This is a genomic window from Pallidibacillus thermolactis, from assembly GCF_025660415.1.
In the GTDB taxonomy this organism is placed as follows: Bacteria; Bacillota; Bacilli; order Bacillales; family Caldibacillaceae; genus Pallidibacillus; species Pallidibacillus thermolactis.
In genome coordinates this window covers 28,856-51,324 of record NZ_JAOUSE010000003.1, presented here as the reverse complement: position 1 = coordinate 51,324, position 22,469 = coordinate 28,856, and the positions used below count along the sequence as shown (strand labels likewise).

21 protein-coding genes and 1 tRNA gene are annotated in these 22,469 nt (G+C 35.2%); 20 read left to right on the top strand and 2 right to left on the bottom strand.

Translation table 11 applies throughout. The annotated features are described in order from the left end of the window. Positions 1-73 precede the first annotated feature (73 nt). The 9 genes from ppaX (at position 74) to OEV82_RS01910 (ending at position 7,816) form a co-directional block, all read left to right on the top strand. Positions 74-739 carry a pyrophosphatase PpaX gene (ppaX, locus tag OEV82_RS01950; protein ID WP_263060823.1) on the top strand — a complete coding sequence of 222 codons (666 nt, stop codon included), beginning with the start codon at positions 74-76 and terminating at the stop codon, positions 737-739. Then, complete coding sequence (locus OEV82_RS01945) at positions 726-1,262, top strand: acyltransferase (protein ID WP_173659356.1); 537 nt, start codon at positions 726-728, stop codon at positions 1,260-1,262. The genes ppaX and OEV82_RS01945 overlap by 14 nt, the downstream gene beginning before the upstream one ends. A gap of 372 nt (positions 1,263-1,634) precedes the next feature. Then, on the top strand, positions 1,635-2,639 hold the full coding sequence (locus OEV82_RS01940; RefSeq protein WP_263060822.1) for a tetratricopeptide repeat protein: 1,005 nt from the start codon (positions 1,635-1,637) through the stop codon (positions 2,637-2,639). Positions 2,640-2,734: 95 nt separating this feature from the next. Further along, positions 2,735-3,691, top strand: a complete 957-nt coding sequence (trxB, locus tag OEV82_RS01935; protein WP_173658414.1) for a thioredoxin-disulfide reductase — start codon at positions 2,735-2,737, stop codon at positions 3,689-3,691. 425 nt (positions 3,692-4,116) lie between these two features. Next, positions 4,117-4,572, top strand: a complete 456-nt coding sequence (locus OEV82_RS01930; RefSeq protein ID WP_263060821.1) for an NUDIX hydrolase — start codon at positions 4,117-4,119, stop codon at positions 4,570-4,572. Positions 4,573-4,612: 40 nt separating this feature from the next. After that, positions 4,613-5,500 (top strand): RNase adapter RapZ, encoded by an 888-nt coding sequence (gene rapZ, locus OEV82_RS01925; RefSeq protein ID WP_173658412.1) that lies wholly within the window; start codon positions 4,613-4,615, stop codon positions 5,498-5,500. Then, positions 5,497-6,468 (top strand): gluconeogenesis factor YvcK family protein, encoded by a 972-nt coding sequence (locus OEV82_RS01920; RefSeq protein ID WP_263060820.1) that lies wholly within the window; start codon positions 5,497-5,499, stop codon positions 6,466-6,468. Before rapZ ends, OEV82_RS01920 begins: the two co-directional genes overlap by 4 nt. A gap of 20 nt (positions 6,469-6,488) precedes the next feature. Next, complete coding sequence (gene whiA, locus OEV82_RS01915) at positions 6,489-7,433, top strand: DNA-binding protein WhiA (RefSeq protein WP_173658410.1); 945 nt, start codon at positions 6,489-6,491, stop codon at positions 7,431-7,433. A 125-nt stretch (positions 7,434-7,558) separates the two neighbouring features. Further along, positions 7,559-7,816 carry an HPr family phosphocarrier protein gene (locus OEV82_RS01910; protein ID WP_263060819.1) on the top strand — a complete coding sequence of 86 codons (258 nt, stop codon included), beginning with the start codon at positions 7,559-7,561 and terminating at the stop codon, positions 7,814-7,816. 108 nt (positions 7,817-7,924) lie between these two features. Here OEV82_RS01910 and clpP read toward each other — a convergent pair whose 3' ends face one another. Both clpP and OEV82_RS01900 read right to left on the bottom strand, forming a co-directional pair. Continuing rightward, positions 7,925-8,521 (bottom strand): ATP-dependent Clp endopeptidase proteolytic subunit ClpP, encoded by a 597-nt coding sequence (gene clpP, locus OEV82_RS01905; RefSeq protein ID WP_173658408.1) that lies wholly within the window; start codon positions 8,519-8,521, stop codon positions 7,925-7,927. 520 nt (positions 8,522-9,041) lie between these two features. After that, a tRNA-Arg gene (locus OEV82_RS01900) sits at positions 9,042-9,113 on the bottom strand. Between the two features lie 209 nt (positions 9,114-9,322). On the opposite strand from OEV82_RS01900, the gene rpoN reads away from it, so the two are divergent. The 11 genes from rpoN (at position 9,323) to OEV82_RS01845 (ending at position 22,284) form a co-directional block, all read left to right on the top strand. Then, positions 9,323-10,651: an RNA polymerase factor sigma-54 gene (rpoN, locus tag OEV82_RS01895; RefSeq protein ID WP_263060818.1), complete on the top strand. Its 1,329-nt coding sequence runs from the start codon at positions 9,323-9,325 to the stop codon at positions 10,649-10,651. Positions 10,652-10,724: 73 nt separating this feature from the next. Then, positions 10,725-10,988, top strand: a complete 264-nt coding sequence (locus OEV82_RS01890; RefSeq protein ID WP_263060817.1) for a glutaredoxin family protein — start codon at positions 10,725-10,727, stop codon at positions 10,986-10,988. A gap of 195 nt (positions 10,989-11,183) precedes the next feature. Continuing rightward, positions 11,184-12,209 (top strand): sugar-binding transcriptional regulator, encoded by a 1,026-nt coding sequence (locus OEV82_RS01885; protein ID WP_263060816.1) that lies wholly within the window; start codon positions 11,184-11,186, stop codon positions 12,207-12,209. A 41-nt stretch (positions 12,210-12,250) separates the two neighbouring features. After that, positions 12,251-13,264 (top strand): type I glyceraldehyde-3-phosphate dehydrogenase, encoded by a 1,014-nt coding sequence (gene gap / locus OEV82_RS01880; protein ID WP_173662396.1) that lies wholly within the window; start codon positions 12,251-12,253, stop codon positions 13,262-13,264. Positions 13,265-13,444: 180 nt separating this feature from the next. Further along, on the top strand, positions 13,445-14,629 hold the full coding sequence (locus tag OEV82_RS01875) for a phosphoglycerate kinase (protein WP_263060815.1): 1,185 nt from the start codon (positions 13,445-13,447) through the stop codon (positions 14,627-14,629). 67 nt (positions 14,630-14,696) lie between these two features. Then, positions 14,697-15,455 (top strand): triose-phosphate isomerase, encoded by a 759-nt coding sequence (tpiA, locus tag OEV82_RS01870; protein WP_161920812.1) that lies wholly within the window; start codon positions 14,697-14,699, stop codon positions 15,453-15,455. Further along, positions 15,452-16,990, top strand: coding sequence for a 2,3-bisphosphoglycerate-independent phosphoglycerate mutase (gene gpmI / locus OEV82_RS01865; RefSeq protein WP_161920813.1), 1,539 nt, complete (start codon positions 15,452-15,454; stop codon positions 16,988-16,990). The genes tpiA and gpmI overlap by 4 nt, the downstream gene beginning before the upstream one ends. Positions 16,991-17,040: 50 nt before the next feature. After that, positions 17,041-18,333 (top strand): phosphopyruvate hydratase, encoded by a 1,293-nt coding sequence (gene eno / locus OEV82_RS01860; protein WP_263060813.1) that lies wholly within the window; start codon positions 17,041-17,043, stop codon positions 18,331-18,333. A gap of 231 nt (positions 18,334-18,564) precedes the next feature. After that, on the top strand, positions 18,565-20,103 hold the full coding sequence (locus OEV82_RS01855; protein WP_263060812.1) for a spore germination protein: 1,539 nt from the start codon (positions 18,565-18,567) through the stop codon (positions 20,101-20,103). A gap of 11 nt (positions 20,104-20,114) precedes the next feature. Continuing rightward, positions 20,115-21,218: a GerAB/ArcD/ProY family transporter gene (locus OEV82_RS01850; RefSeq protein WP_263060811.1), complete on the top strand. Its 1,104-nt coding sequence runs from the start codon at positions 20,115-20,117 to the stop codon at positions 21,216-21,218. After that, entirely contained in the window at positions 21,199-22,284 is a 1,086-nt protein-coding gene (locus tag OEV82_RS01845; protein WP_263060810.1) for a Ger(x)C family spore germination protein, read from the top strand. Before OEV82_RS01850 ends, OEV82_RS01845 begins: the two co-directional genes overlap by 20 nt. Positions 22,285-22,469: the final 185 nt, after the last annotated feature.

The window sequence follows — 22,469 nt, the reverse complement described above, 5'->3', positions numbered from 1 at the left end:
AAAAGAAGTTGAAAAAGAACAAGAAATGTCGAAACAGGCATTCATTAACCTATAACAAGAAAGGACCAAAAAAATGCAAAGAAAAATAGACACGGTACTATTCGATTTAGATGGCACTTTACTTAATACATATGAACTTATTCAACAATCGTTTTTAGCAACATTTACCTATTTTGGTTATGATCATATTACTAAAGAAGATTGTATCCCCTTTATTGGGCCGACATTAGAAGAATCCTTTTCATCAGTTGCACCTAAGCACAAAGTTGACGAAATGATAGCCTATTATCGAAAATTCAATGTAGAAAAACATGATGAACTTGTTACAGAATTTGATGGTGTATACGAAACGGTTAAAACTTTACATAAAGAAGGTTTCAAACTTGGTGTTGTTTCAACTAAAGTGAGATATACCGTTTTGAAAGGCTTAGATAAAATCGATTTGCTGCAATACTTTCCAGTAATTATCACGTTAGACGAGGTAGAGCATGCTAAACCACATCCTGAACCACTTCATAAAGCGATGGAATTTTTTCAATCGAAGCCGGAACAAACGATAATGATTGGGGATTCCAATCACGATATTGAAGGTGCTAAACATGCAGGTACATTTTCTGCAGGTGTTGCCTGGTCTATTAAAGGAAGAGAGTTTATTGAAAAATTAGAGCCAGACTATATTTTAGATAATATGAAAGATTTATTGCCTATTCTCGGAGTGAAGGAATATGCGGAAAACTGATCGTTATCCAGTAAAAGGACCAAACTCCTTATGGCAAATCTATAAAACCGTTTCATTTTGGAAGATTGTAAAAAATGTCATCGTTATCGAAATCGCCCGTTTTACACCCTTTTATAAGTGGAAAAATTGGATGTACCGAAAACTATTAAATATGAAAGTAGGCGACAAGACTGCTTTCGCTTATAAAGTCGTACCAGACATTATGTTTCCAGAAAAAATTTCAGTTGGCCGTAATTCCATCATTGGCTATAATACAACCATCCTTGCTCATGAATATTTAATCCATGAGTATCGCCTAGGTGAAGTAAAAATTGGTGACAATGTGATGATCGGAGCGAACTCGACGATACTTCCTGGCGTTGATATTGGTGATGGTGCAGTTGTTTCAGCGGGGACGCTTGTTCATAAAGATGTTCCAGCTGGTGCAATGGTTGGGGGAAATCCAATGAGAATCATATATACGAAAGAAGAGATGGACAAACGGAAGAAAAAAACGCCATCAACGGTTTCAACATGTAATTAAGAGGACCCCATAATAGCAATATTTCCCAAAAATTCGATACCATATGATTAGGGTTATCCAATCAAGTCTGAATAGTAGAATTGGACTCCTACAGAAGATGTCTTAAGAAACACACATAGAAATCTACTAAGGACTTATTTTATGGATATCCCTTTTATTTTTTAATAAAAAATCGGCATGAAAATACAAATCATTCCATGGTATTTATTTTCTCTTCTAATGTATGTTAATATATAATATTGTACTACGATCGTTACATATAGTGTAAAAAATATATACAATGTTAATAGTTTAAGTTAAAAGCATGACAAACTAGAATTTTAATAGAAAAATAATTATAGATAGAAAATAGAAAGCAGTGGAGGATCATTTGTGAAAAAAAATATGGGGAAAAATCACTTACATAATAAAATACTGACTTTCAATCCTTCCGGCGAATTTTACTTTATGAAAGGGATCGAAGCGTTCCAAAAAAGTAACTTCTCACTTGCAAAAAAATATTTAACACGTGCTTGGCAATTTGAACCGAATGAACCGGTGATTGCTTGTCAACTTGCTATTGTTCATGCGGAATTAGGAGAATATGATCGTTCAAATGAAATACTATATAAAGTCTTACATGAAATAGAGCCATACATGTATGATTGCCATTATTTTCTAGCAAATAATTATGCTTATATCGGGATGTATACAGAAGCCATTGAGCATGCCAATATGTATTTGAAACTCATGCCTAACGGTGAGTATGTCAACGATGTGAAAGAACTGTTGGAAGTGATCTCTTTTGAAGCAGATGACATTCGATCGACGATTTTATCTATTGATGAACCTTATGAAGAAGAGATTATTACGAGGCAAGAACAGTCAAAAAAACTTTTAGAGCAAGGGAAGTTTGAGGAAGCGATCGAGAAATTTAGTGAAATGATTGTCGATTTCCCGGATTATTGGCCTGCATATAATAACTTAGCCTTAGCTTATTTTTATAAAGGTGATCGTCAAGAAGCACTTAAAATCGTTTCTAAGGTTTTAGAAGAAAATCCTGGTAATTTACACGCATTATGCAACTTAACCGTATTTTATTATTATGAAGGAAAGAATTATGAATCATTATTAAATTCATTGAAAAAAATTTTTCCAATATCAGGTGATCATCGCTTTAAATTAGCCGTAACATTTGTGATTTTGGAACAATATGAACTAGCGTATTCATGGTTTAAAAAAATAATGCACTATGATCATATTGATCCAAGTTTTTATTATTGGTTTGCATATGCAGCATACTACGTAGGTCATAAGCAGTTGGCTGAAAAAGCATGGAAAAAGTTAATGTTAGTTCAACCAGAAAAAGAAGGAATGGAACCTTGGAAACAAAATTAACTGTGGAACTGGTGATCGTGAGTCGTTTTATTTATATAGTTTCCCTTTAGAGGGTTATAATATATGTATCAATGACATTTGAGGAGTGAAAGACAATGACGGAAGAAAAAATTTACGATGTGGCTATCATCGGTGCAGGTCCTGCAGGTATGACAGCAGCGGTTTATACCTCCCGAGCAAATTTGTCTACTTTAATGATTGAACGTGGTGTTCCTGGCGGTCAAATGGTAAACACCGGAGATATTGAAAATTATCCAGGATTTGACATGATTCAAGGTCCTGAATTATCGAATAAAATGTTTGAACACGCGAAAAAATTTGGTGCAGAATACGCCTATGGTGATATAAAAGAAGTCGTGGACGGAAAAGAATTTAAAGTTATTAAAGCAGGTTCGAAAGAATTTAAAGCAAGAGCCATTATTATTGCAACAGGTGCTGAATATAAAAAATTAGGAGTGCCAGGTGAAGCTGAACTTGGCGGACGTGGTGTATCTTATTGTGCAGTATGTGACGGTGCCTTCTTTAAAAATCGCCAATTAGTTGTTGTCGGTGGCGGTGATTCAGCTGTTGAAGAAGGGGTTTATTTGACACGTTTTGCTGAGAAAGTAACCATTGTTCACCGTCGTGATAAACTTCGCGCACAAAAAATTCTGCAAGACCGGGCTTTCGCCAATGAAAAAGTAGATTTTATTTGGAATCATACTGTTAAAGAGATCAATGAGAAAGATGGTAAAGTCGGTAGTGTTACTTTAGTTAACACTGTAGACGGAACAGAACAAGAATTTCCTTGTGATGGCGTCTTTGTGTATATTGGAATGGTACCATTAACAAAACCATTTGAAAACTTAGGAATTACAAATGAAGCGGGCTATATTGTAACCAATGAATTAATGGAAACGAAAGTTCCTGGTATTTTTGCCGCAGGTGACGTTCGTGAAAAACAACTTCGCCAAATTGTTACAGCAACCGGTGATGGCAGTATTGCAGCTGAAAGTGCACAACAATATGTTGAAAAATTGAAAGAAGAATTAAAGACCGCTGAAGTAAAATAAAGAAATTTTAAAAAGGCTTAGAAAATAAGCTTTTTCAATATATTGGTTTACAAAAAATTTGTGAAACGTAACTCATGCTTAACGCTGTTGTAACACTTGTGCAACAAAAATTGAGTAATATAATATCTAGAAAATACCCCCTTTAAAATAATGTATATTTTGACACAGGGAATGGAATCCACCCTGTGTTTTTTTATATATTTATACAGATAATAAAGTAAACGGGTTTAAAATTGATCGAATCACATCAATTCCTTTTACCAGAAGTTACATCTTAGAGTTTGAACAATTCCTTTCCTGTTACAAAAAGACAAGGTATAGTATATAATTAATATATAATCTTTTTTGTGACATGAACTTTCATAAAGTACTTTTCATTTACTAAAGCAAGTTGATTTTTTTCGGCTTGATTTTGAGGTGATTACATGCAAAGAGTTGCAAATTGTATTTATGTTAAAGATGGCAATGTATTGCTATTGCAAAAGCCTCGTCGTAATTGGTGGGCGATCCCAGGTGGAAAAATGGAACCGACAGAAACGGTAAAACAGGCAGTTTTACGAGAATATTGGGAGGAAACTGGGATTCGTATTAAAGATCCTCAATTAAAAGGGATTTATACTTTTTTAATGAAAAATGATGAAGGAAAAATTCGTGAATGGATGATGTTTAACTTTTACACAAATACTGGAGTAGGAATCCAAAAAGAAGTGACAGACGAAGGAATTTTAAAATGGCATTCCATTAAAGAGATTCAACATTTACCGATGGCTGAAGGCGATCGACTTATTATACAACATGCAATTGAAGGAAACGATGTTGCTTTCGGGGCGTTTGAATATACGGAAGACTTTCAGTTACTTTCCTATCAAATCAATAAATAACAGATATTTTATTTTGAATGTTTAGGATGGTGGTAAGGTAATGGAAAATTCGAATGAATTACAAATTGCGATTATTACAGGGATGAGTGGTGCTGGAAAAACAGTAGCCATTCAAAGTTTTGAAGACCTTGGTTTCTTTTGTGTCGATAATTTACCACCGATGTTATTACCAAAATTTTTAGAGTTAATGCGGGAATCCAATAATAAAATGAACCGTGTCGCACTAGTGATGGACCTAAGAGGTCGGGAATTTTTTGACCATTTATTCCAAGTGCTTGATGATTTAGAAAATACATCTTGGTTAACTCCACATATTGTTTTTTTAGATGCGGATAACGAAACATTAGTAAGAAGATATAAAGAAACTCGCCGTTCCCATCCGTTATCTAAAAATGGTTTGCTACTTGATGGAATTCAACAAGAACGTAAACTATTAGAAAATTTAAAGGGAAGGGCCCAAACGATTATTAATACGTCCAATTTGAAGCCAAAAGAATTACGGGAAAAAATTCAGACGGCGTTTTCTAACAGTAAGACTAAATTATTTACCGTTAATATTGTCTCCTTTGGTTTTAAGCATGGGATTCCGATCGACACTGACCTTGTATTCGATGTTCGTTTTTTACCCAATCCTTTTTATATCGAATCAATGCGCAAACAAACAGGTTTGGATGAAGAAGTTTATGACTATGTGATGAAATGGACAGAAACAGCGAAATTTTTAGATAAATTGACGGACTTGCTTCAATATATGTTGCCGTTATATAAACGAGAAGGGAAAAGTCAACTGGTCATTGGTATTGGTTGTACAGGCGGACAGCATCGTTCTGTTGCAATTGCAGAATACTTAGGGAAAAAACTGGCGGACGATTATTACGTACGTGTTTCCCATCGTGAAATTACAATGGAAAGGGTACAGGTAAAATGAATCGACAACCAAGAATCGTTATTATTGGAGGAGGTACAGGTCTTCCTGTATTATTACGCGGCATCAAGAAATATCCAGTTGATATTACGGCAATCGTTACGGTAGCTGATGATGGTGGTAGTTCGGGAAGGTTAAGAGAAGATTTAAGCATTCCACCACCAGGCGATGTAAGAAATGTATTAGCTGCCTTATCTGAAGTTGAACCATTAATAGAGGAATTATTTCAACATCGTTTTGATGCTAAGGGAGATCTGTCTGGACATTCGTTAGGAAATTTGATGCTGGCCGCAATGACAAATATTACGGGAAATTTTGCCCACGCTATTCATGAGATGAGTAGAGTTTTAAATGTAAAAGGTCGCGTACTCCCTTCTGCCAACCAAAGTGTTGTCCTCCATGCAGAAATGGAAGATGGTCACATCGTTCACGGGGAATCAATGATTCCAAAATATGGAAAAAGGATTAAGCGCGTTTTTATCACACCAGAAGATGTACTTCCACTACCTGAAACGCTTCAAGCAATTAATGATGCGGATTTAATTGTCATTGGGCCAGGTTCTTTATATACGAGTATATTACCAAATTTAATTGTCCCTCAAATAGCGGAAGCGGTAACACGAGCGAATGCGAAAAAGGTCTATATTTGCAATTTAATGACTCAAAAAGGTGAAACTTACGGATTTACAGCCAGTGATCATGTGCGAGCAATTTATGATCATATTGAACCTCGGTCTATTCAAAAAGTTATTGTCAATAATGGTCCAATACCGACAGATGCTGAAATCCGATATAAAGGTGAATTAGCGACACCGGTTGTTGTTGATAAGAAGGAATTAAACAGTTTAGGAGTAGAAGTTATCGCAGAATCTATTGTAAAAATGGAAGATGGCGTGTTAAGACACGATACGAATAAATTAGCAAAATTAATTTATGACTTACTTTTAAATGAGATAAAACAGGCGATGTGACCGAATAGGAGGTGAAGGGATTGTCGTTTGCTTCGGATATAAAAAAGGAATTAACCAATCTCTCTATTGACAGTGAATGTTGTGCGAAGGCTGAATTATCTGCAATCATCCGGATGAACGGTTCGATTTCCTTTACCAATAAACGAATAGTAGCTGATGTTCTTACAGAAAATGCGGCCATTGCCCGTCGCATTTATTCTTTAATTAAAAAATTGTATGACGCCGAAGTGGAAATTTTTGTACGAAAGAAAATGCGTTTGAAGAAAAACAATATCTATATTGTTCGGCTTATAGAGCGTGTGAAAGATATTTTAGCGGATTTAAAAATTGTTGGAGAGGAATATCGCTTTAACAATGAAATCGCACCAGAACTCATTTTAGGGAGTTGTTGTCAACGAGCCTATTTAAGAGGGGCATTTTTAGCGGGTGGATCTGTTAATAATCCAGAAACTTCTTCCTATCATTTAGAAATCTCTACACTTTATCAAGAACATGGTGAGGCATTAATTAACTTATTGGAGCAGTTTGAATTAAATGGGAAACTTTTAGAACGAAAAAAAGGATTTATTGTATATATGAAAGAAGCCGAAAAGATTTCCGATTTTCTAAATATAATTGGAGCTCACAACGCTTTATTGCGCTTTGAGGATGTCCGTATTGTTCGAGATATGAGAAATTCCGTCAACCGTTTAGTTAATTGTGAAACCGCTAATTTAAATAAAACGATCGGAGCAGCTATTCGTCAAGTAGAAAATATTAAGTTTATTGATAAAACAATTGGAATTGATGCGTTGCCAGAAAAATTACAGGAAATTGCGAAGCTTCGTTTGGAATATCAAGATGTCACCTTAAAAGAATTAGGTGAGATGGTTTCTGGTGGTATTAGTAAATCCGGGATCAATCATCGTCTGCGCAAAATTGATGAAATTGCAAACAAACTACGTGCTGGAGAGTCTATAAAATAGGGAGCCGTACCATAGGTAAAAATTTTTATTTTCCTTTCTAAATCGTTTATACTAAAAAGAATAGAATAGTTTTATAGAATAATAAAAGATTCTCTAATTTGTTTGTTAAAGGGGGGAGAATGCAAATGGTTGAGAAAAAGGTTACAGTTCAATTGAAAACCGGTTTACAAGCTCGTCCGGCGGCTATATTTGTGCAAACAGCTAACTCATATTCTTCAGAAGTATTTTTAGAATATGAAGGACATAAAATCAATGCTAAAAGTATTATGGGGATTATGAGTTTAGCGATTGGAAATGGGAAATCGGTTACACTTTATGCAGAAGGTAGTGATGAGGAACGCGCGATAGAGGATTTAAGCCAGTTTCTTCAAAAGGAAGAATAAATCATATATCGAGTACGTCCTTAAAACTGAGGGAAATTGTATGATAAAAAGGAGCCGTTATTCAAGATGAATCTTGATTCGGCTCCTTTGCTTACTAACAAATTATTTTTATCTTTCTTTTAAATTATTGCGATCGATAATGTTATCGATTAAACCGTAATCTTTTGCCTCTTGGGCAGACATGAAATTGTCACGATCCGTATCTTTTTCGATAATTTCTAACGGTTGACCAGTGTTTGCAGCTAAAATTTTATTTAATTTATCACGAGTTTGTAAAATATGTCTAGCATGAATTTCAATTTCTGTTGCTTGACCTTGTGCACCACCTAGAGGTTGGTGAATCATGACTTCAGCGTTTGGAAGTGCAAACCGTTTACCTTTTGCACCAGAAGATAGTAAGAATGCTCCCATTGATGCAGCCATACCGATGCAAATCGTTTGAACGTCTGCTTTTACAAAGTTCATTGTATCGTAGATTGCCATACCAGCAGTTACACTTCCCCCAGGACTATTAATATAAAGGGAAATGTCTTTTTCTGGGTTTTCTGCATCTAGAAATAATAATTGAGCAACTACAGAATTGGCTACATTGTCATCAATTGGTCCGCCAAGCATAATAATCCGGTCTTTTAATAACCGAGAGTAAATATCGTAGGCGCGCTCACCACGGTTTGTCTGTTCAATTACTGTAGGAATTAAAGTCATTCGATTTTCCTCCTTTAATGAAAAAATATGTAATAACGGCTCTAACGGATGTTCTATAAGTTGTTCAAAATGAAATCACAATCGTTCAAAACGGTATTTCTTTTTCGATAATAGTAAAAAATAGAGCCGCAAATACACTGTTACTTAACTTATTGTATGTTTATTCTACATCAATGGTCAATAAAGGTCAAACAAAAAGAGATGGGGATTCCTTCTTAATCTATTCAACGGAATACATCAACTCATTATTGCCTCATACCGTTATAAATAAACCTTTATGTAACACTATTATAGACCTTTTGACGATTTAATGGTAACTTTTTCGAATGAAATTTTATTGGTACTAATTCATTCGTTTACCCTTTTGAAAATATTGTGACATAGGTTTTGTGTAATTGCAATTAAAAAGTTTGAAAATTCAGTGATTTAATGGTCTAATACGACCTGTTTGAAAAATACATTAAAAATAGGAGTACAAATAAAAAAGCTAACTTTCATTCGTTAGCTTCTTAGTAAATAGCGCCCTCGGCAGGAATCGAACCCACATTTCAAGAACCGGAATCTTGCGTGATATCCATTACACTACGAGGGCATTTAATTTAGAATGACAAATTTAATTATAAATCATTCGACGGGATTTTGCAATAACAATTATATTGTCGTGATTATGATTTGGTATTAAAAATATTCGGACTATAAAAAATATCGTTTTTTAATAAAAGAGTTCGTCAAAGAAAACGAGTAAAAGAGTTTAAAATTTTTCGAAAAACCTTTACAATATTACTAATAAGGGGGAAGACGATGGATATGAATTACGGTTTATTTCAGGAGCAGACATTAAAATTAAATATGACTCAAAACTTAGCTCAGGCGATATCCATACTTCAATTAAATATGGTGGAGTTGACATCGTTTATTGAGGAAATTGCAATTGAAAACCCGTTACTAGAAGTTGAAACAAAGTTTTATTCACCCCTTGATTTTGGGCGAACGAAGAAAAAACGATCGAGAAAGTTAGATGAAAAACAACCATATGAAGCACTTTTACCGGATAGGAAACAGAATTTATATGACTTTTTATTAATGCAGACGATTACATTTGAACTGTCAGATCAAGAAAAAAAGTATTTAGATTTTCTGATTCACAATATTAATGAAAGCGGTTACTTAGAAGTTGATTTAGAGGATGCTTCGAAAATATTAAATTTACCGATTGAAATAGGAAAACAAATGTTAAGGCTCATTCATGAATTAGATCCGGCAGGCATCGGTGCAAGAAATTTACAAGAATGTTTATTAATCCAATTAGAAAGGAAAGGGCAGTTAACATTAAAGTATCGTTATATTTTAACGAAGTATTTTCATGATTTTGCCGAAAAAAAATGGAAAAATATTCAAAGACATGTAGATATATCTTTAAAGGAAATCCAATACTTATATGATCTTATCCAGAAGCTCAATCCACGTCCAGGTCTTCTTTATTCCCCTGAAAAAACAGAGTATGTCATACCGGATATTATTTTAGAAAAAGAAGTAGATGGATGGCATATTCAAATCGTTGAAGATCTATTTCTCAATGTCCGATTTAATGATGAGTATTACACACAACTTATTCATGAACAAGATTCCAAAACGATTTCCTATGCAAAGGATAAATATCGTCAAATTCAATGGTTAAAAAACAGCATTGAGCAAAGGAAAAATACGATTTTAAAAATTATGAAGGGGATTTTACAAAAACAAGAAACTTATTTCTTAGATGTTAATGCTACATTAAAACCAATGACGATGGCTGAAATAGCCGAAAAAATCGGTGTTCATGAGTCGACGGTTTCGAGAGTGGTAAAGAATAAGTATGTTAAAACACCGACAGGCATGCATGCATTACGGAATTTATTTACGAATCAGCTTTCATCAAATTATGGAATGAATAATTTGTCCAAAGAAGCAGTTAAAAAGGAAATCCAAGCCATTATTGATAAAGAAGATAAAACAAAACCATTTTCAGATAATGCAATCTTATCCATATTGAAAGATAAAGGGATTCATATTTCTAGAAGGACAATTACAAAGTATCGAGAGTCAATGAATATACCCTCATCCGTTAAAAGGAAACGGTATTATGTTTAATGATGTTGTTCTATTTCACCTGCCTGGTTATTTTAAAATTTGAAAACAAACCCATTAAGGAAGGTTGTTGTAAATGGTAGAGTTAATTTTATATGCAAGGGAAGGTTGCCATCTATGTGAAGAGGCTGAATTACAATTAAAAGTACTTCAGACTTCCTTCCCCTTTAATGTTAAACAAATTGATATTGAAACAGATGATCAATTAAATTTAAAATATGGGCTATCCATTCCCGTCATTGAATATAAAGGTCAGGTCATACAAGAGGGGAAAATCGATACTGGAAAATTAATTTTAAGTTTACAAAAAATTATGGAGGATAATGGTTGCACGATTTGAAGTTCTTTGCTATTCTATAAGTGTAGTGAAGAACTCTTTTTTTTGGGGCTAGCGGGACGTAATTTGAATAAGCGGGACGAAAAATGACCACCAAAAATTAATTTAAACTACATGGATATTTTTTTACTACGCGTGGGACATTATTAGTACTCCCGGGATAAAAAACGGCCAACTAAATTGTGGGGGATATTTGAAATGAAAAAGTCTTTACTCGATATTCAAAAAAGAATAGTACCCGATATTGTAGAAATTATGCAAAAGCGATATCGTATTTTGCAATCTATTCAATATTTACAACCGGTTGGTCGACGAAGTTTGTCCCAAAGTCTCGATATGACCGAAAGAGTTCTAAGAAGTGAGATTGAATTTCTTAAGTCAAGAAATTTAGTTTCCGTTACAAATACAGGAATGAGTTTAACTGAAGAGGGAAAAATAATTCTTGAAGATTTAGAGCACATTATGAAGGAGTTCTCAGGAATATCAAGTTTAGAAATTGAGCTTGCCCAATACTTAGGTATTCAGAACTGTATTATTGTACCTGGAAATGCAGATGAATCTGAATGGGTTAAATCTGAACTTGGTAAAATGTGTGCAGAGAAACTAACGGAGGTTGTAAAACCTAAGCAAACCATTAGTGTTACTGGTGGGACTACAATTGCCAGTGTAGTGGATGCACTACCTGAGAAACTAAAAGATATGGAACTAACTTTTGTTCCAGCACGGGGCGGTATTGGTACAGATTTGAAATATCAAGCCAATAGCTTATGTGAAATGATGGCCAAGAAAACGGCTGGAGACTATATGGTGCTCTACGTTCCTGATCAAGTAACGCAAGAATTATATTATTCCTTTATTAATGATACGTCAATACGAGAAGTTCTGATGAAAATAAAATCAGCAGACATTGTTATTCATGGTATTGGCGATGCCATGGTAATGGCAAAAAGAAGAAAAACATCAGAATCGGAGATGGAAATTTTAAAGCAGGAGCAAGTTGTAGCAGAAGCTTTTGGCTATTACTTTGATGAAAATGGAAATGAAGTAAACAAAGTAAGTACCATTGGTTTACAACTTGAAGACTTAAAACATATTCCACATATTCTTGCAGTAGCTGGTGGTGCTTCAAAGGCAAAAGCCATTAAGGCTTATATGAAAATTGCTCCGAAAAATACCATCCTCGTTACCGATGAAAGTGCAGCCAAATTGATATTAAAAGGTTAAACCTTTTAAAATAAATTTTTATCTCTAAGGAGGAATTTGGAATGACAGTAAAAGTTGGAATTAATGGTTTTGGACGTATTGGGCGTAACGTAATGCGTGCAGCTTTAGAGAAAAATACAAAAGAAATTGAAATTGTAGCAATCAATGATTTAACAAATGCAGAAATGTTAGCTCATTTATTAAAATATGATTCTGTTCACGGTAACTTAACTGAAGAAGTACGTGTTGACGGTGATTCTATCGTTGTTGGAGACATGAAAATTAAAGTGTTAGCTGAACGTGATCCAGCCCAATTACCATGGGGTGAACTAGGTGTTGATATCGTTGTTGAATCAACTGGCCGTTTCACTGCACGTGAAGATGCAGCAAAACATTTAGAAGCTGGTGCGAAAAAAGTCATTATTTCAGCTCCTGCTAAAAACGAAGATATTACAGTTGTTATGGGTGTTAACGAAGATAAATATGATCCAGCAAACCATCATGTTATTTCAAACGCTTCTTGTACAACAAACTGCTTAGCACCATTTGCAAAAGTTTTACATGATAAATTCGGTATCCGCCGTGGTATGATGACAACTATTCACTCATATACAAATGACCAACAAATTTTAGACTTACCACATAAAGACTACCGTCGTGCTCGTGCAGCTGCAGAAAACATGATTCCAACAACAACTGGTGCGGCAAAAGCTGTAGCATTAGTATTACCTGAGTTAAAAGGTAAATTAAACGGTATGGCTATCCGCGTTCCAACTCCAAACGTATCTGTTGTTGATCTAGTTGCTGAATTAGATAAAGAAGTTACAGCAGAAGAAGTAAATGCAGTATTAAAAGAAGCAGCTGAAGGTGAACTAAAAGGAATCTTATCATATACAGAAGAACCACTAGTATCTCGTGACTTCAACCATACAACAGCATCTTCAACAATTGATGCTTTATCAACTATGGTTATGGAAGGAAATATGGTAAAAGTTCTTTCTTGGTATGACAACGAATATGGTTACTCTAACCGTGTTGTAGATCTTTGTGAATATATTGCAAAAAAAGGTCTTTAATCTAAAGTGACATATTAATTTCATAAAAGTGTTATATTATTTTTAGAATGTGAGATTGCATCCAATGCAATCTAATATATAATATAGATGTACCTTTTTAAAAGGAGGGAGTGGGGAAACACGATTCCCTCTCCCTTTTTCTTTTAGCTTACAACCATTCATGCCAAGGAGGATTCATACATGCCTAAGAAAACGGTAAGAGACGTTGATGTAAAAGGAAAAAGAGTGTTTGTTCGTGTCGATTTTAATGTGCCGATGCAAGATGGAAAAATAACCGATGACACTAGAATCCGTGCAGCATTGCCTACAATTCAATATTTAAGTGAACAAGGTGCTAAAGTTATTTTAGCAAGCCACCTTGGCCGTCCAAAAGGACAAGTTGTTGAAGAGCTTCGTTTAACAGCAGCTGGTGAACGTTTATCTGAATTAATTGGAAAGCCAGTCCGTAAAACTAATGAGGCTTTTGGAGAAACTGTTAAAGCTGAAATTGCCAAAATGGAAGACGGCGACATTTTACTTTTAGAAAATGTTCGTTTCTATCCTGGTGAGACTAAAAATGATCCAGAGCTTGCCCGCAGTTTTGCTGAACTAGCAGATCTATATGTAAATGATGCCTTCGGTGCAGCTCACCGTGCTCATGCATCTACAGAAGGAATTGCTCAATACATACCAGCTGTTTCTGGATTCCTTATGGAAAAAGAGCTTAATGTATTAGGGGAAGCGATGGAAAATCCGAAGCGCCCATTTACAGCTATCATTGGTGGAGCGAAGGTTAAAGATAAAATTGGCGTCATTGAAAACTTATTAGAGAAAGCCGACAACCTTATTATTGGTGGAGGACTTGCTTATACCTTTGTTAAAGCACAAGGATATGAAATCGGTAAGTCTTTACTCGAAGAAGATAAAATTGAATTAGCGAAAGAATTCATGGCTAAAGCGAAAGAAAAAGGTGTTAATTTCTATATGCCTGTTGACGTTGTCGTTGCAAAAGAATTTTCTGAAGATGCAGAGACCAAAGTTGTTGACATTAAAGAAATACCATCTGATTGGGAAGCTTTAGATATTGGCCCGAAAACAAGAGAATTATATACAGATATTGTAAAAAATTCTGCATTAGTGATTTGGAACGGACCAATGGGTGTATTTGAATTTGACAAATTTGCTGAAGGAACAAAAGCTGTCGCTCAAGCCCTTGCCGATGCTGAAAATACATATACAATTATCGGTGGTGGTGACTCAGCAGCTGCTGCAGAAAAATTTAATTTAGCAGATAAAATGGATCACATTTCAACAGGTGGTGGAGCTTCCCTAGAGTTTATTGAAGGAAAAGTTCTACCTGGTGTCGCTGCTTTAAATGATAAATAATTTCTTAGATCGTCAGACGATATTCAAACAAGCTTAACAAAAAATGTTTAGTAAGGGGAACTGTCTTATGCGTAAGCCAATTATTGCAGGAAACTGGAAAATGAACAAAACTTTGCAAGAAGCAGTTCGTTTTGTAAATGAAGTGAAGTCAACTGTACCGAATGGTGAAGTTGTAGAATCTGTTGTCTGTGCACCAGCGTTATTTTTAGACCGTTTAATTCAAGAGACTAAAGGAACGGATTTGAAAATTGGTGCACAAACGATGCATTTCGAAGAGTCTGGTGCTTTTACAGGTGAGATTAGTCCTGTTGCGTTAACAGATCTTGGGGTAAAATATGTCATTATCGGTCACTCTGAACGACGTGAAATGTTTAATGAAACCGATGAGACAGTGAATAAAAAGGTTCATGCAGCATTTAAACATGATTTAACGCCGATTATGTGTGTTGGTGAAACTCTAGAGCAACGCGAATCAGACAAATGGCGTGAAATCATTCATGAACAAGTAACAGCTGGACTTTCCGGATTGTCAAGTGAACAAGTAGCAAAAATGGTTATTGCTTACGAACCAGTATGGGCTATCGGTACTGGCAAAACGGCAAGCAGTGATGATGCAAATGAAGTTTGTGAATATATTCGTTCTGTTGTTGCGGAACAGTTTTCTCAAGAAGCAGCAGAACAATTGCGAATTCAATATGGTGGTAGTGTGAAACCAGCCAACATTGCTGAATTATTAAGTAAACCTCATATTGATGGTGCTTTAGTTGGTGGTGCCAGCTTAGATCCACAATCATTTCTTCAATTATTGGAGGCAGGAAAAAAATGAGTAAATCACCAAAGGCCTTAATCATCCTTGATGGTTTTGGTTTGAGAGATAAAGTAGAAGGAAATGCAGTTGCACAAGCGAAAAAACCGAATTTTGATCGTTATTGGAATGAGTTTCCTCATGCAACATTGCGGGCTGATGGTGAAGCGGTAGGACTTCCTGAAGGACAAATGGGAAATTCGGAAGTAGGCCACTTAAATATTGGTGCCGGTCGCATCGTTTATCAAAGCTTAACTAGAGTAAATCTGTCCATTCGCGAAGGTGAATTCGATAAAAATGAAACTTTCTTAAATGCGATTCAACATGTGAAAGATAAAGGATCGAATTTACACATTTTCGGTTTACTATCCGATGGTGGTGTTCATTCTCATATTCATCACTTATATGCTTTGTTACATTTAGCGAAAAAACAAGGTCTAAAAAATGTCTATGTACACGGGTTTTTAGATGGACGTGATGTAGGACCACAAACGGCTAAACGCTATATTCAAGAAACATTGGAAAAAATGGATGAATATGGTGTTGGTCAATTTGCGACGATCTCTGGTCGTTACTATGCAATGGACCGTGATAAACGTTGGGATCGTGTTGAAAAGTGTTATCGTGCTATGGTATATGGTGAAGGACCAACATATACAGATCCACTTGAATTAGTAGAGGACAGTTATAAAAATGGGATCTATGATGAGTTCGTTATTCCATCGGTCCTTGTAAAAGAAAATGGTGAACCGGTGGCAACGGTGAAAAATAACGATGCTGTTATTTTTTACAACTTCCGTCCAGACCGGGCCATTCAAATTTCCAATACGTTTACGAATAAAGAATTCCCTTCCTTTGATCGCGGACCGAAACATCCTGAAAACTTATATTTCGTATGTCTAACGCATTTTAGTGAAACAGTTGACGGGTATGTTGCTTTTGAACCGACGAATTTAGACAATGTTCTAGGTGAAGTTCTATCTCGTAACGGTTTAAAACAATTGCGAATTGCGGAAACAGAAAAATATCCACATGTTACGTTCTTCTTTAATGGTGGAAAGGAAGATCCATTCCCAGGAGAAGATCGAATTTTAATTGATTCACCAAAAGATGTAGCAACATATGATGAAAAGCCAGAAATGAGTGCCTATGAAGTGACAGATGCCTTAATCAATGCCATCAATGAGGATAAATATGATGCGATCATCTTGAATTTTGCTAATCCAGATATGGTTGGGCATTCAGGTATGTTAGAACCAACCATTAAAGCTGTTGAAGCGGTGGATGAATGTTTAGGTCGAATTGTCGATCGGATTCTAGAAAAAGACGGTGAAGTAATTATTATTGCCGATCATGGTAATGCGGATGAAGTCATTACAGAAGATGGAAAACCGCAAACCGCTCATACAACCAATCCAGTTCCAGTGATTGTAACGCGAAAAGGTATTACATTACGAAAAGATGGTATATTAGGTGATGTGTCACCAACTATGCTTGATTTGTTTGGAATTGAACAACCTAAAGAAATGACAGGAAAATCTTTAATTGTAAAATAAATCTTATGTCATGTAATTAACGATATAAAAACATAAAGGAGAGATATTTTATGCCAACAATTATCGATGTTTATGCACGTGAAGTACTAGATTCCCGTGGTAACCCAACAGTAGAAGTAGAAGTAACAACAGAATCAGGTGCCTTTGGTCGCGCTTTAGTACCAAGTGGTGCATCAACAGGTGAATACGAAGCAGTAGAACTTCGTGATGGTGATAAAAGCCGTTTCTTAGGTAAAGGTGTATTAAAAGCAGTTGAAAACGTTAATGAAGTGATTGCACCAGAAATCATCGGTTTCAACGTGTTAGACCAAGTAGGAATCGATAAAGCAATGATCGAACTTGATGGAACACCAAACAAAGGTAAATTAGGTGCGAACGCTATTTTAGGTGTTTCTATCGCTGTTGCGCGTGCAGCTGCAGATTTACTTGGTGTTGAACTTTATCAATATCTTGGCGGTTTCAATGCAAAACAATTACCAGTTCCAATGATGAACATTTTAAACGGTGGAGCACATGCTGATAGTACTGTTGATATTCAAGAGTTTATGGTAATGCCTGTCGGTGCTGAAAACTTCCGTGAAGCTTTACGCATGGGTGCTGAAATTTTTCATAGCTTAAAATCTGTTTTAAAAGAAAAAGGTTACAACACTGCTGTTGGTGACGAAGGTGGATTCGCACCAAGCCTAAAATCAAATGAAGAAGCACTAGCAACGATTGTTGAAGCTATTGAAAAAGCGGGTTACAAACCTGGTGAAGAAGTTTTACTTGCAATGGATGTAGCTTCTTCTGAACTCTTTAATAAAGAAGACGGAAAATATCACTTCCCAGGTGAAGGTGTGGTTCGTACTTCTGAAGAAATGGTGGCTTTCTATGAAGAGCTTTGTAACAAATATCCAATCGTTTCCATTGAAGATGGATTAGATGAAAACGACTGGGAAGGTCACAAACTGCTTACTGACCGTTTAGGTAAAAAAGTTCAATTAGTAGGTGACGATTTATTCGTTACTAATACTGAAAAATTAGCACAAGGTATTGCACAAGGTGTAGGTAACTCCATCTTAATTAAAGTTAACCAAATCGGTACATTGACAGAAACATTCGATGCGATTGAAATGGCAAAACGTGCAGGATATACTGCCGTTATTTCTCACCGTTCTGGTGAAACTGAAGATACAACGATTGCAGATATCGCTGTTGCGACAAACGCTGGTCAAATTAAAACAGGTGCACCATCTCGTACAGACCGTGTAGCGAAATATAACCAATTACTACGTATTGAAGATCAATTAGCTGATACTGCACAATACTTAGGAAAAAATACGTTCTATAATCTTTCAAAATAAATAGTATGATTTAAATAAGGCAGATCCCACAAGTGTGGGGTCTGTTTTTTGAATCGTAGATTTTTTTATCTTATATATAGTGTTAAATCCCTAGTATTATGATAAACCTGTTCTGTGCCCCAAACTCTTCGAAGTCGACTCCCTCCATAAATGATTCTTCAATTGTTTTGGATAAAATCCCCATGGTAGGTAATACTAAACATGATCATAGTCAACAAGGGGATTACAACGATGATTAATTTTTTTAAGAAAAAGAATAAGCCGACTAAACAAAAGGATAATAAAGGTATTACAAAGGAACCACAAAAAGAAATAAAAAGCCCAAAAACAACAGTAGATTTTCTAAGGGAATCCAATGATTTTAAAGTTGTAGAATATAAAAACAAAAAAACGGGGATTACCTTTCAATTAACTTTTGTGATGTCACTAATAGATGAAAAAATCATGCAAGAAAGTGCAATTTCATATTTATTAGAAGAAAACTTCAGTCAAATTGAAGATCTTCCTCACCTTTTACCGATCAGTGATATGGAGATAACAACGGACCTTTCTCAACTTGAACCAAAGCTTTTAAATGGCTATGTATTATTGACGGTAGAAAATAAAATGGACAAAGTTTGTTTCTTTGCGGCTCAAAAGCATGTGACGAGAGATATAACCATACCGGAAATAGAATTTAGTGTCGTTGGTCCGAAGGAATCTTTTGTAGAAGAGCTTAGTGAAAATTTAAATCTTGTCAGGAAAAAATTACCTATTAAAGAACTGATCATAGAGGAATTTGAAGTTGGACAGCTTTCTAAAACGAAAGTGGCTGTTTTATATCTTGAAGGTATTACTAATGAAGAGGATGTAAATACGATTAAACAACGCATTTCCGATATTGAAATTGATGCGATTTTAGATAGCTCATATATTGGTCAAATCATTAGCGACAGCACTTATTCACTTATTCCGCAAAATTTAGATACGGAACGACCAGATCGGACAATTGCTGGTTTAGTAGAAGGGAAAGTGGTTGTGATCGTTGATGGTTCTCCACATGCTTTATTAGCGCCGACTACGGTTATTGAGTTTTTTAGTTCCTTTGAGGACTATTTCTTGAATTGGATGACTTCTTCGTTTTTTCGACTGCTCCGTGTTTTTGCAGTCGTATTCTCTATATTAATGACACCAATATATGTAGCGATACTGACCTATCATTATGAATTAATTCCTGAAGATTTAATGGGAATTTTATATACATCACGGACGGCCATTCCATTTCCTCCTTTGTTAGAGGCATTGTTCCTTGAACTTACGATTGAGCTTTTGCGGGAAGCAGGAGCGAGACTACCAACGAAAGTCGGACAAACGATCGGTATCGTTGGCGGTATCGTGATTGGTACAGCTAGTGTTGAAGCTGGATTAACAAGTAATGTTTTATTAATTTTAATAGGATTAACCGCTCTTGCTTCTTTCACGACACCAATTTATCGGATGAATAATACGATTCGTATTTACCGTTACCCATTTTTACTGTTAGCCCAGCTATGGGGATTGTTAGGAATTACTTTTGGTGTTTGCTTATTAGTAGCCGAATTATTGCGTACAACATCGCTCGGACGTCCAATCTTGACTCCGTTTTATCCATTGCGTGTAGAGGATTTTAAAGATTCCTTCATACGTTTGCCTTTTAATAGACAATCCAAACGTCCCTATAGCTTAAGAAGCCAAAATAAAAAACGTTTCAGCAAAGATAAAGCAAACGAAAAGAAAGATGTCGATGAATAGGGGGGATTCCTGTGAAGCTGAATGTGCCGGAAAATCGAAAAATAGCCCCCTTCTACATATTTTATATTGTCACATCAGCACAAATTGGTATGGGGGTGTTGGGCTTTCAAAGAATCATTGCAAAAGATGCCGGAGCCGATGGTTGGATATCGGTTATTGTAGGTGGAATTATAATACAAATATTGATGTTTATGATTTACCAAATTTTAAACAAAGTTAATGGCGATTGGTATGACATTCACGCATATATATTTGGAGAAAAATTAAGTAAAGTGTTTTCTTTATTGCTAGTTATATACGCATGCTTCAAGACGATAACAGTTATAAGAGGTTATATTGAAATTGTACAAGTATGGATGTTCCCGGGGTTTAGTTCATTTTGGTTTGGATTAGCCTTTTTGCTTCTAGTAGTTTACGTTATCAATGGTGGATTCCGAACGGTTGTCGGTATAAATGTTTTTTCTATGATCATACTTTTTTTAATCATACCTTTATATTTGTATACAGTCCCTTATGCAAATCCTTCTTTTTTAAGTCCAGTATTTGGCCATTCAGTAGGTGAAATATTTAACGGTGTGAAGGGAATGTCATATTCGTATACGGGATATGAAATTTTGTTATTTGTTTATCCTTTTCTTCAAGAACCCGCAAAATCGAGAAAATGGGCATATTTAGGCTTACTATTTACGACATGTTTCTATTTATATTTAGCTTTATTAACTTTTATGTTTTATCCAGAAGAAGTGCTCGATTCATTAATATGGGCAAGTTTAAATATGTGGAAAATTATTGAAATGCCTTTTGTAGAACGGTTTGATTATATCGGTATCGCGACATGGTTTATCGTATTACTCCCCAACGTTTGTTTATATCTTTGGGTAGCAGGTCAAATGGTTAAAAGAAGTTTTGCTATTCGGCTAAGAACTTCCGTACCAATTATTGCCGGTCTTTGTTTGATCGTCCTTCCTTTATTAGAAAACCGTACACAAGTTCATCATTTCATCAATTTTACCGGCCAAATTGGGATGTATTTAAATGCCATCTATATTCCGTTCATATTTATCTGCGTCTTCATTGCTTGGAAGGTGAAAAATCGTGAGAAAAAAAGTAATTAATTTAATCTTTCTTTTTTGTAGTTGTTTGGTACTCACCGGTTGTGTAGAATCAAGGATTTTAGATGAGTTAACGATGGTTACTGCTATGGGATTTGATATAAATGAGAACGGAGATAAAATTATTGGGACAATCAATGTACCGATTTTTCAGAAAGATGAACCGCCAAGAAATAAAGCCATATCTGGCCAAGCAGAATTGCAGAAATCGATACTTCAAATTATGCAAGAAAGTTCCGCCAATCAAATTGCCATGGGAAGTTTAGAAGTATTGTTATTTGGTAAAGAATTAACGAAGAAAATGGGGATTTTAGATTTAATTGATCCGTTTACAAGAGATCCAACGATTGGAACCGCCATGAAATTGGCAGTTGTAGACGGGGAAGTAAAGGATCTTTTAAATGGTAATTATGGTGTACGTGGAAATGCCTTTTTTATTTCAAACTCAATCGATACCGCTGTAGAACATGGGAATTTACCAATGACGAATTTTCATCGATTTTTGACAGACTTTTACAGCCAAGGTAAATCCCCTTATGTTCCGATCATAAGGAAAGAAAGTGAGAAAGAACTTGAAATAATTGGTGTTGGTTTTTTTAGATATGGAAAGTTAGTGCATCAAATTTCAATGGAGGAAGCTTTTTTTTTCAAATTGTTAGCCGATAAATATAGTAGTGGCTGGCATGATATTGAAATTGATGGACAGAAGGCAGCCATTCAAAATATTCTTTCGAAGCGTGAGTTTCATCTGACTGAAGCTTCCCCTCCTTATGAAGTAACAGTAAAAATTGACCTACATGGTGTTATTAATGAATATACAGGTGATGTGGTTAAAGATAAAACGTTTAAAAAGCTTGAGAAGAAATTTGAAGAAGAAATAAATAAAAGAGGCTTAGAACTAGTTAACAAATTTAAGGAACTCGATATCGATCCGATTGGTTTTGGTAGAGTAATTAAGTCAAAAAATCGAGATTTTGATTATGATAAATGGCGGGATGAATATTATGAGGACTTAAAAGTAAAGATTGATGTAAATGTAGATATTAATGAAATTGGTATTGTTGAATAAGAAGCATTTTGTCCAACACTCGTCTTTCAAGTGAAGGAAAAATTTTTTGTAAATCGCATATCGAAATTGAAAATTAGGATAAAAGAAGTGCACTAGCCATAATTCTGCTGGCATATTGCACTTCTTTTTTAGTTAAGCTTGAGATGAAATAAAGTAATCCCTTTGTGTTAATATGAAATTGTTAA

What these genes read in the sequence shown, in the direction of transcription:
- ppaX (WP_263060823.1), top strand. Translation starts at nt 74, where the DNA reads ATGCAAAGAAAAATAGACACGGTACTATTCGATTTAGATGGCACTTTA.
- OEV82_RS01945 (WP_173659356.1), top strand. Translation starts at nt 726, where the DNA reads ATGCGGAAAACTGATCGTTATCCAGTAAAAGGACCAAACTCCTTATGG.
- trxB (WP_173658414.1), top strand. Translation starts at nt 2,735, where the DNA reads ATGACGGAAGAAAAAATTTACGATGTGGCTATCATCGGTGCAGGTCCT.
- OEV82_RS01930 (WP_263060821.1), top strand. Translation starts at nt 4,117, where the DNA reads ATGCAAAGAGTTGCAAATTGTATTTATGTTAAAGATGGCAATGTATTG.
- rapZ (WP_173658412.1), top strand. Translation starts at nt 4,613, where the DNA reads ATGGAAAATTCGAATGAATTACAAATTGCGATTATTACAGGGATGAGT.
- OEV82_RS01920 (WP_263060820.1), top strand. Translation starts at nt 5,497, where the DNA reads ATGAATCGACAACCAAGAATCGTTATTATTGGAGGAGGTACAGGTCTT.
- OEV82_RS01910 (WP_263060819.1), top strand. Translation starts at nt 7,559, where the DNA reads ATGGTTGAGAAAAAGGTTACAGTTCAATTGAAAACCGGTTTACAAGCT.
- clpP (WP_173658408.1), bottom strand. Translation starts at nt 8,521, where the DNA reads ATGACTTTAATTCCTACAGTAATTGAACAGACAAACCGTGGTGAGCGC.
- rpoN (WP_263060818.1), top strand. Translation starts at nt 9,323, where the DNA reads ATGGATATGAATTACGGTTTATTTCAGGAGCAGACATTAAAATTAAAT.
- OEV82_RS01890 (WP_263060817.1), top strand. Translation starts at nt 10,725, where the DNA reads ATGGTAGAGTTAATTTTATATGCAAGGGAAGGTTGCCATCTATGTGAA.
- OEV82_RS01885 (WP_263060816.1), top strand. Translation starts at nt 11,184, where the DNA reads ATGAAAAAGTCTTTACTCGATATTCAAAAAAGAATAGTACCCGATATT.
- gap (WP_173662396.1), top strand. Translation starts at nt 12,251, where the DNA reads ATGACAGTAAAAGTTGGAATTAATGGTTTTGGACGTATTGGGCGTAAC.
- OEV82_RS01875 (WP_263060815.1), top strand. Translation starts at nt 13,445, where the DNA reads ATGCCTAAGAAAACGGTAAGAGACGTTGATGTAAAAGGAAAAAGAGTG.
- tpiA (WP_161920812.1), top strand. Translation starts at nt 14,697, where the DNA reads ATGCGTAAGCCAATTATTGCAGGAAACTGGAAAATGAACAAAACTTTG.
- gpmI (WP_161920813.1), top strand. Translation starts at nt 15,452, where the DNA reads ATGAGTAAATCACCAAAGGCCTTAATCATCCTTGATGGTTTTGGTTTG.
- eno (WP_263060813.1), top strand. Translation starts at nt 17,041, where the DNA reads ATGCCAACAATTATCGATGTTTATGCACGTGAAGTACTAGATTCCCGT.
- OEV82_RS01855 (WP_263060812.1), top strand. Translation starts at nt 18,565, where the DNA reads ATGATTAATTTTTTTAAGAAAAAGAATAAGCCGACTAAACAAAAGGAT.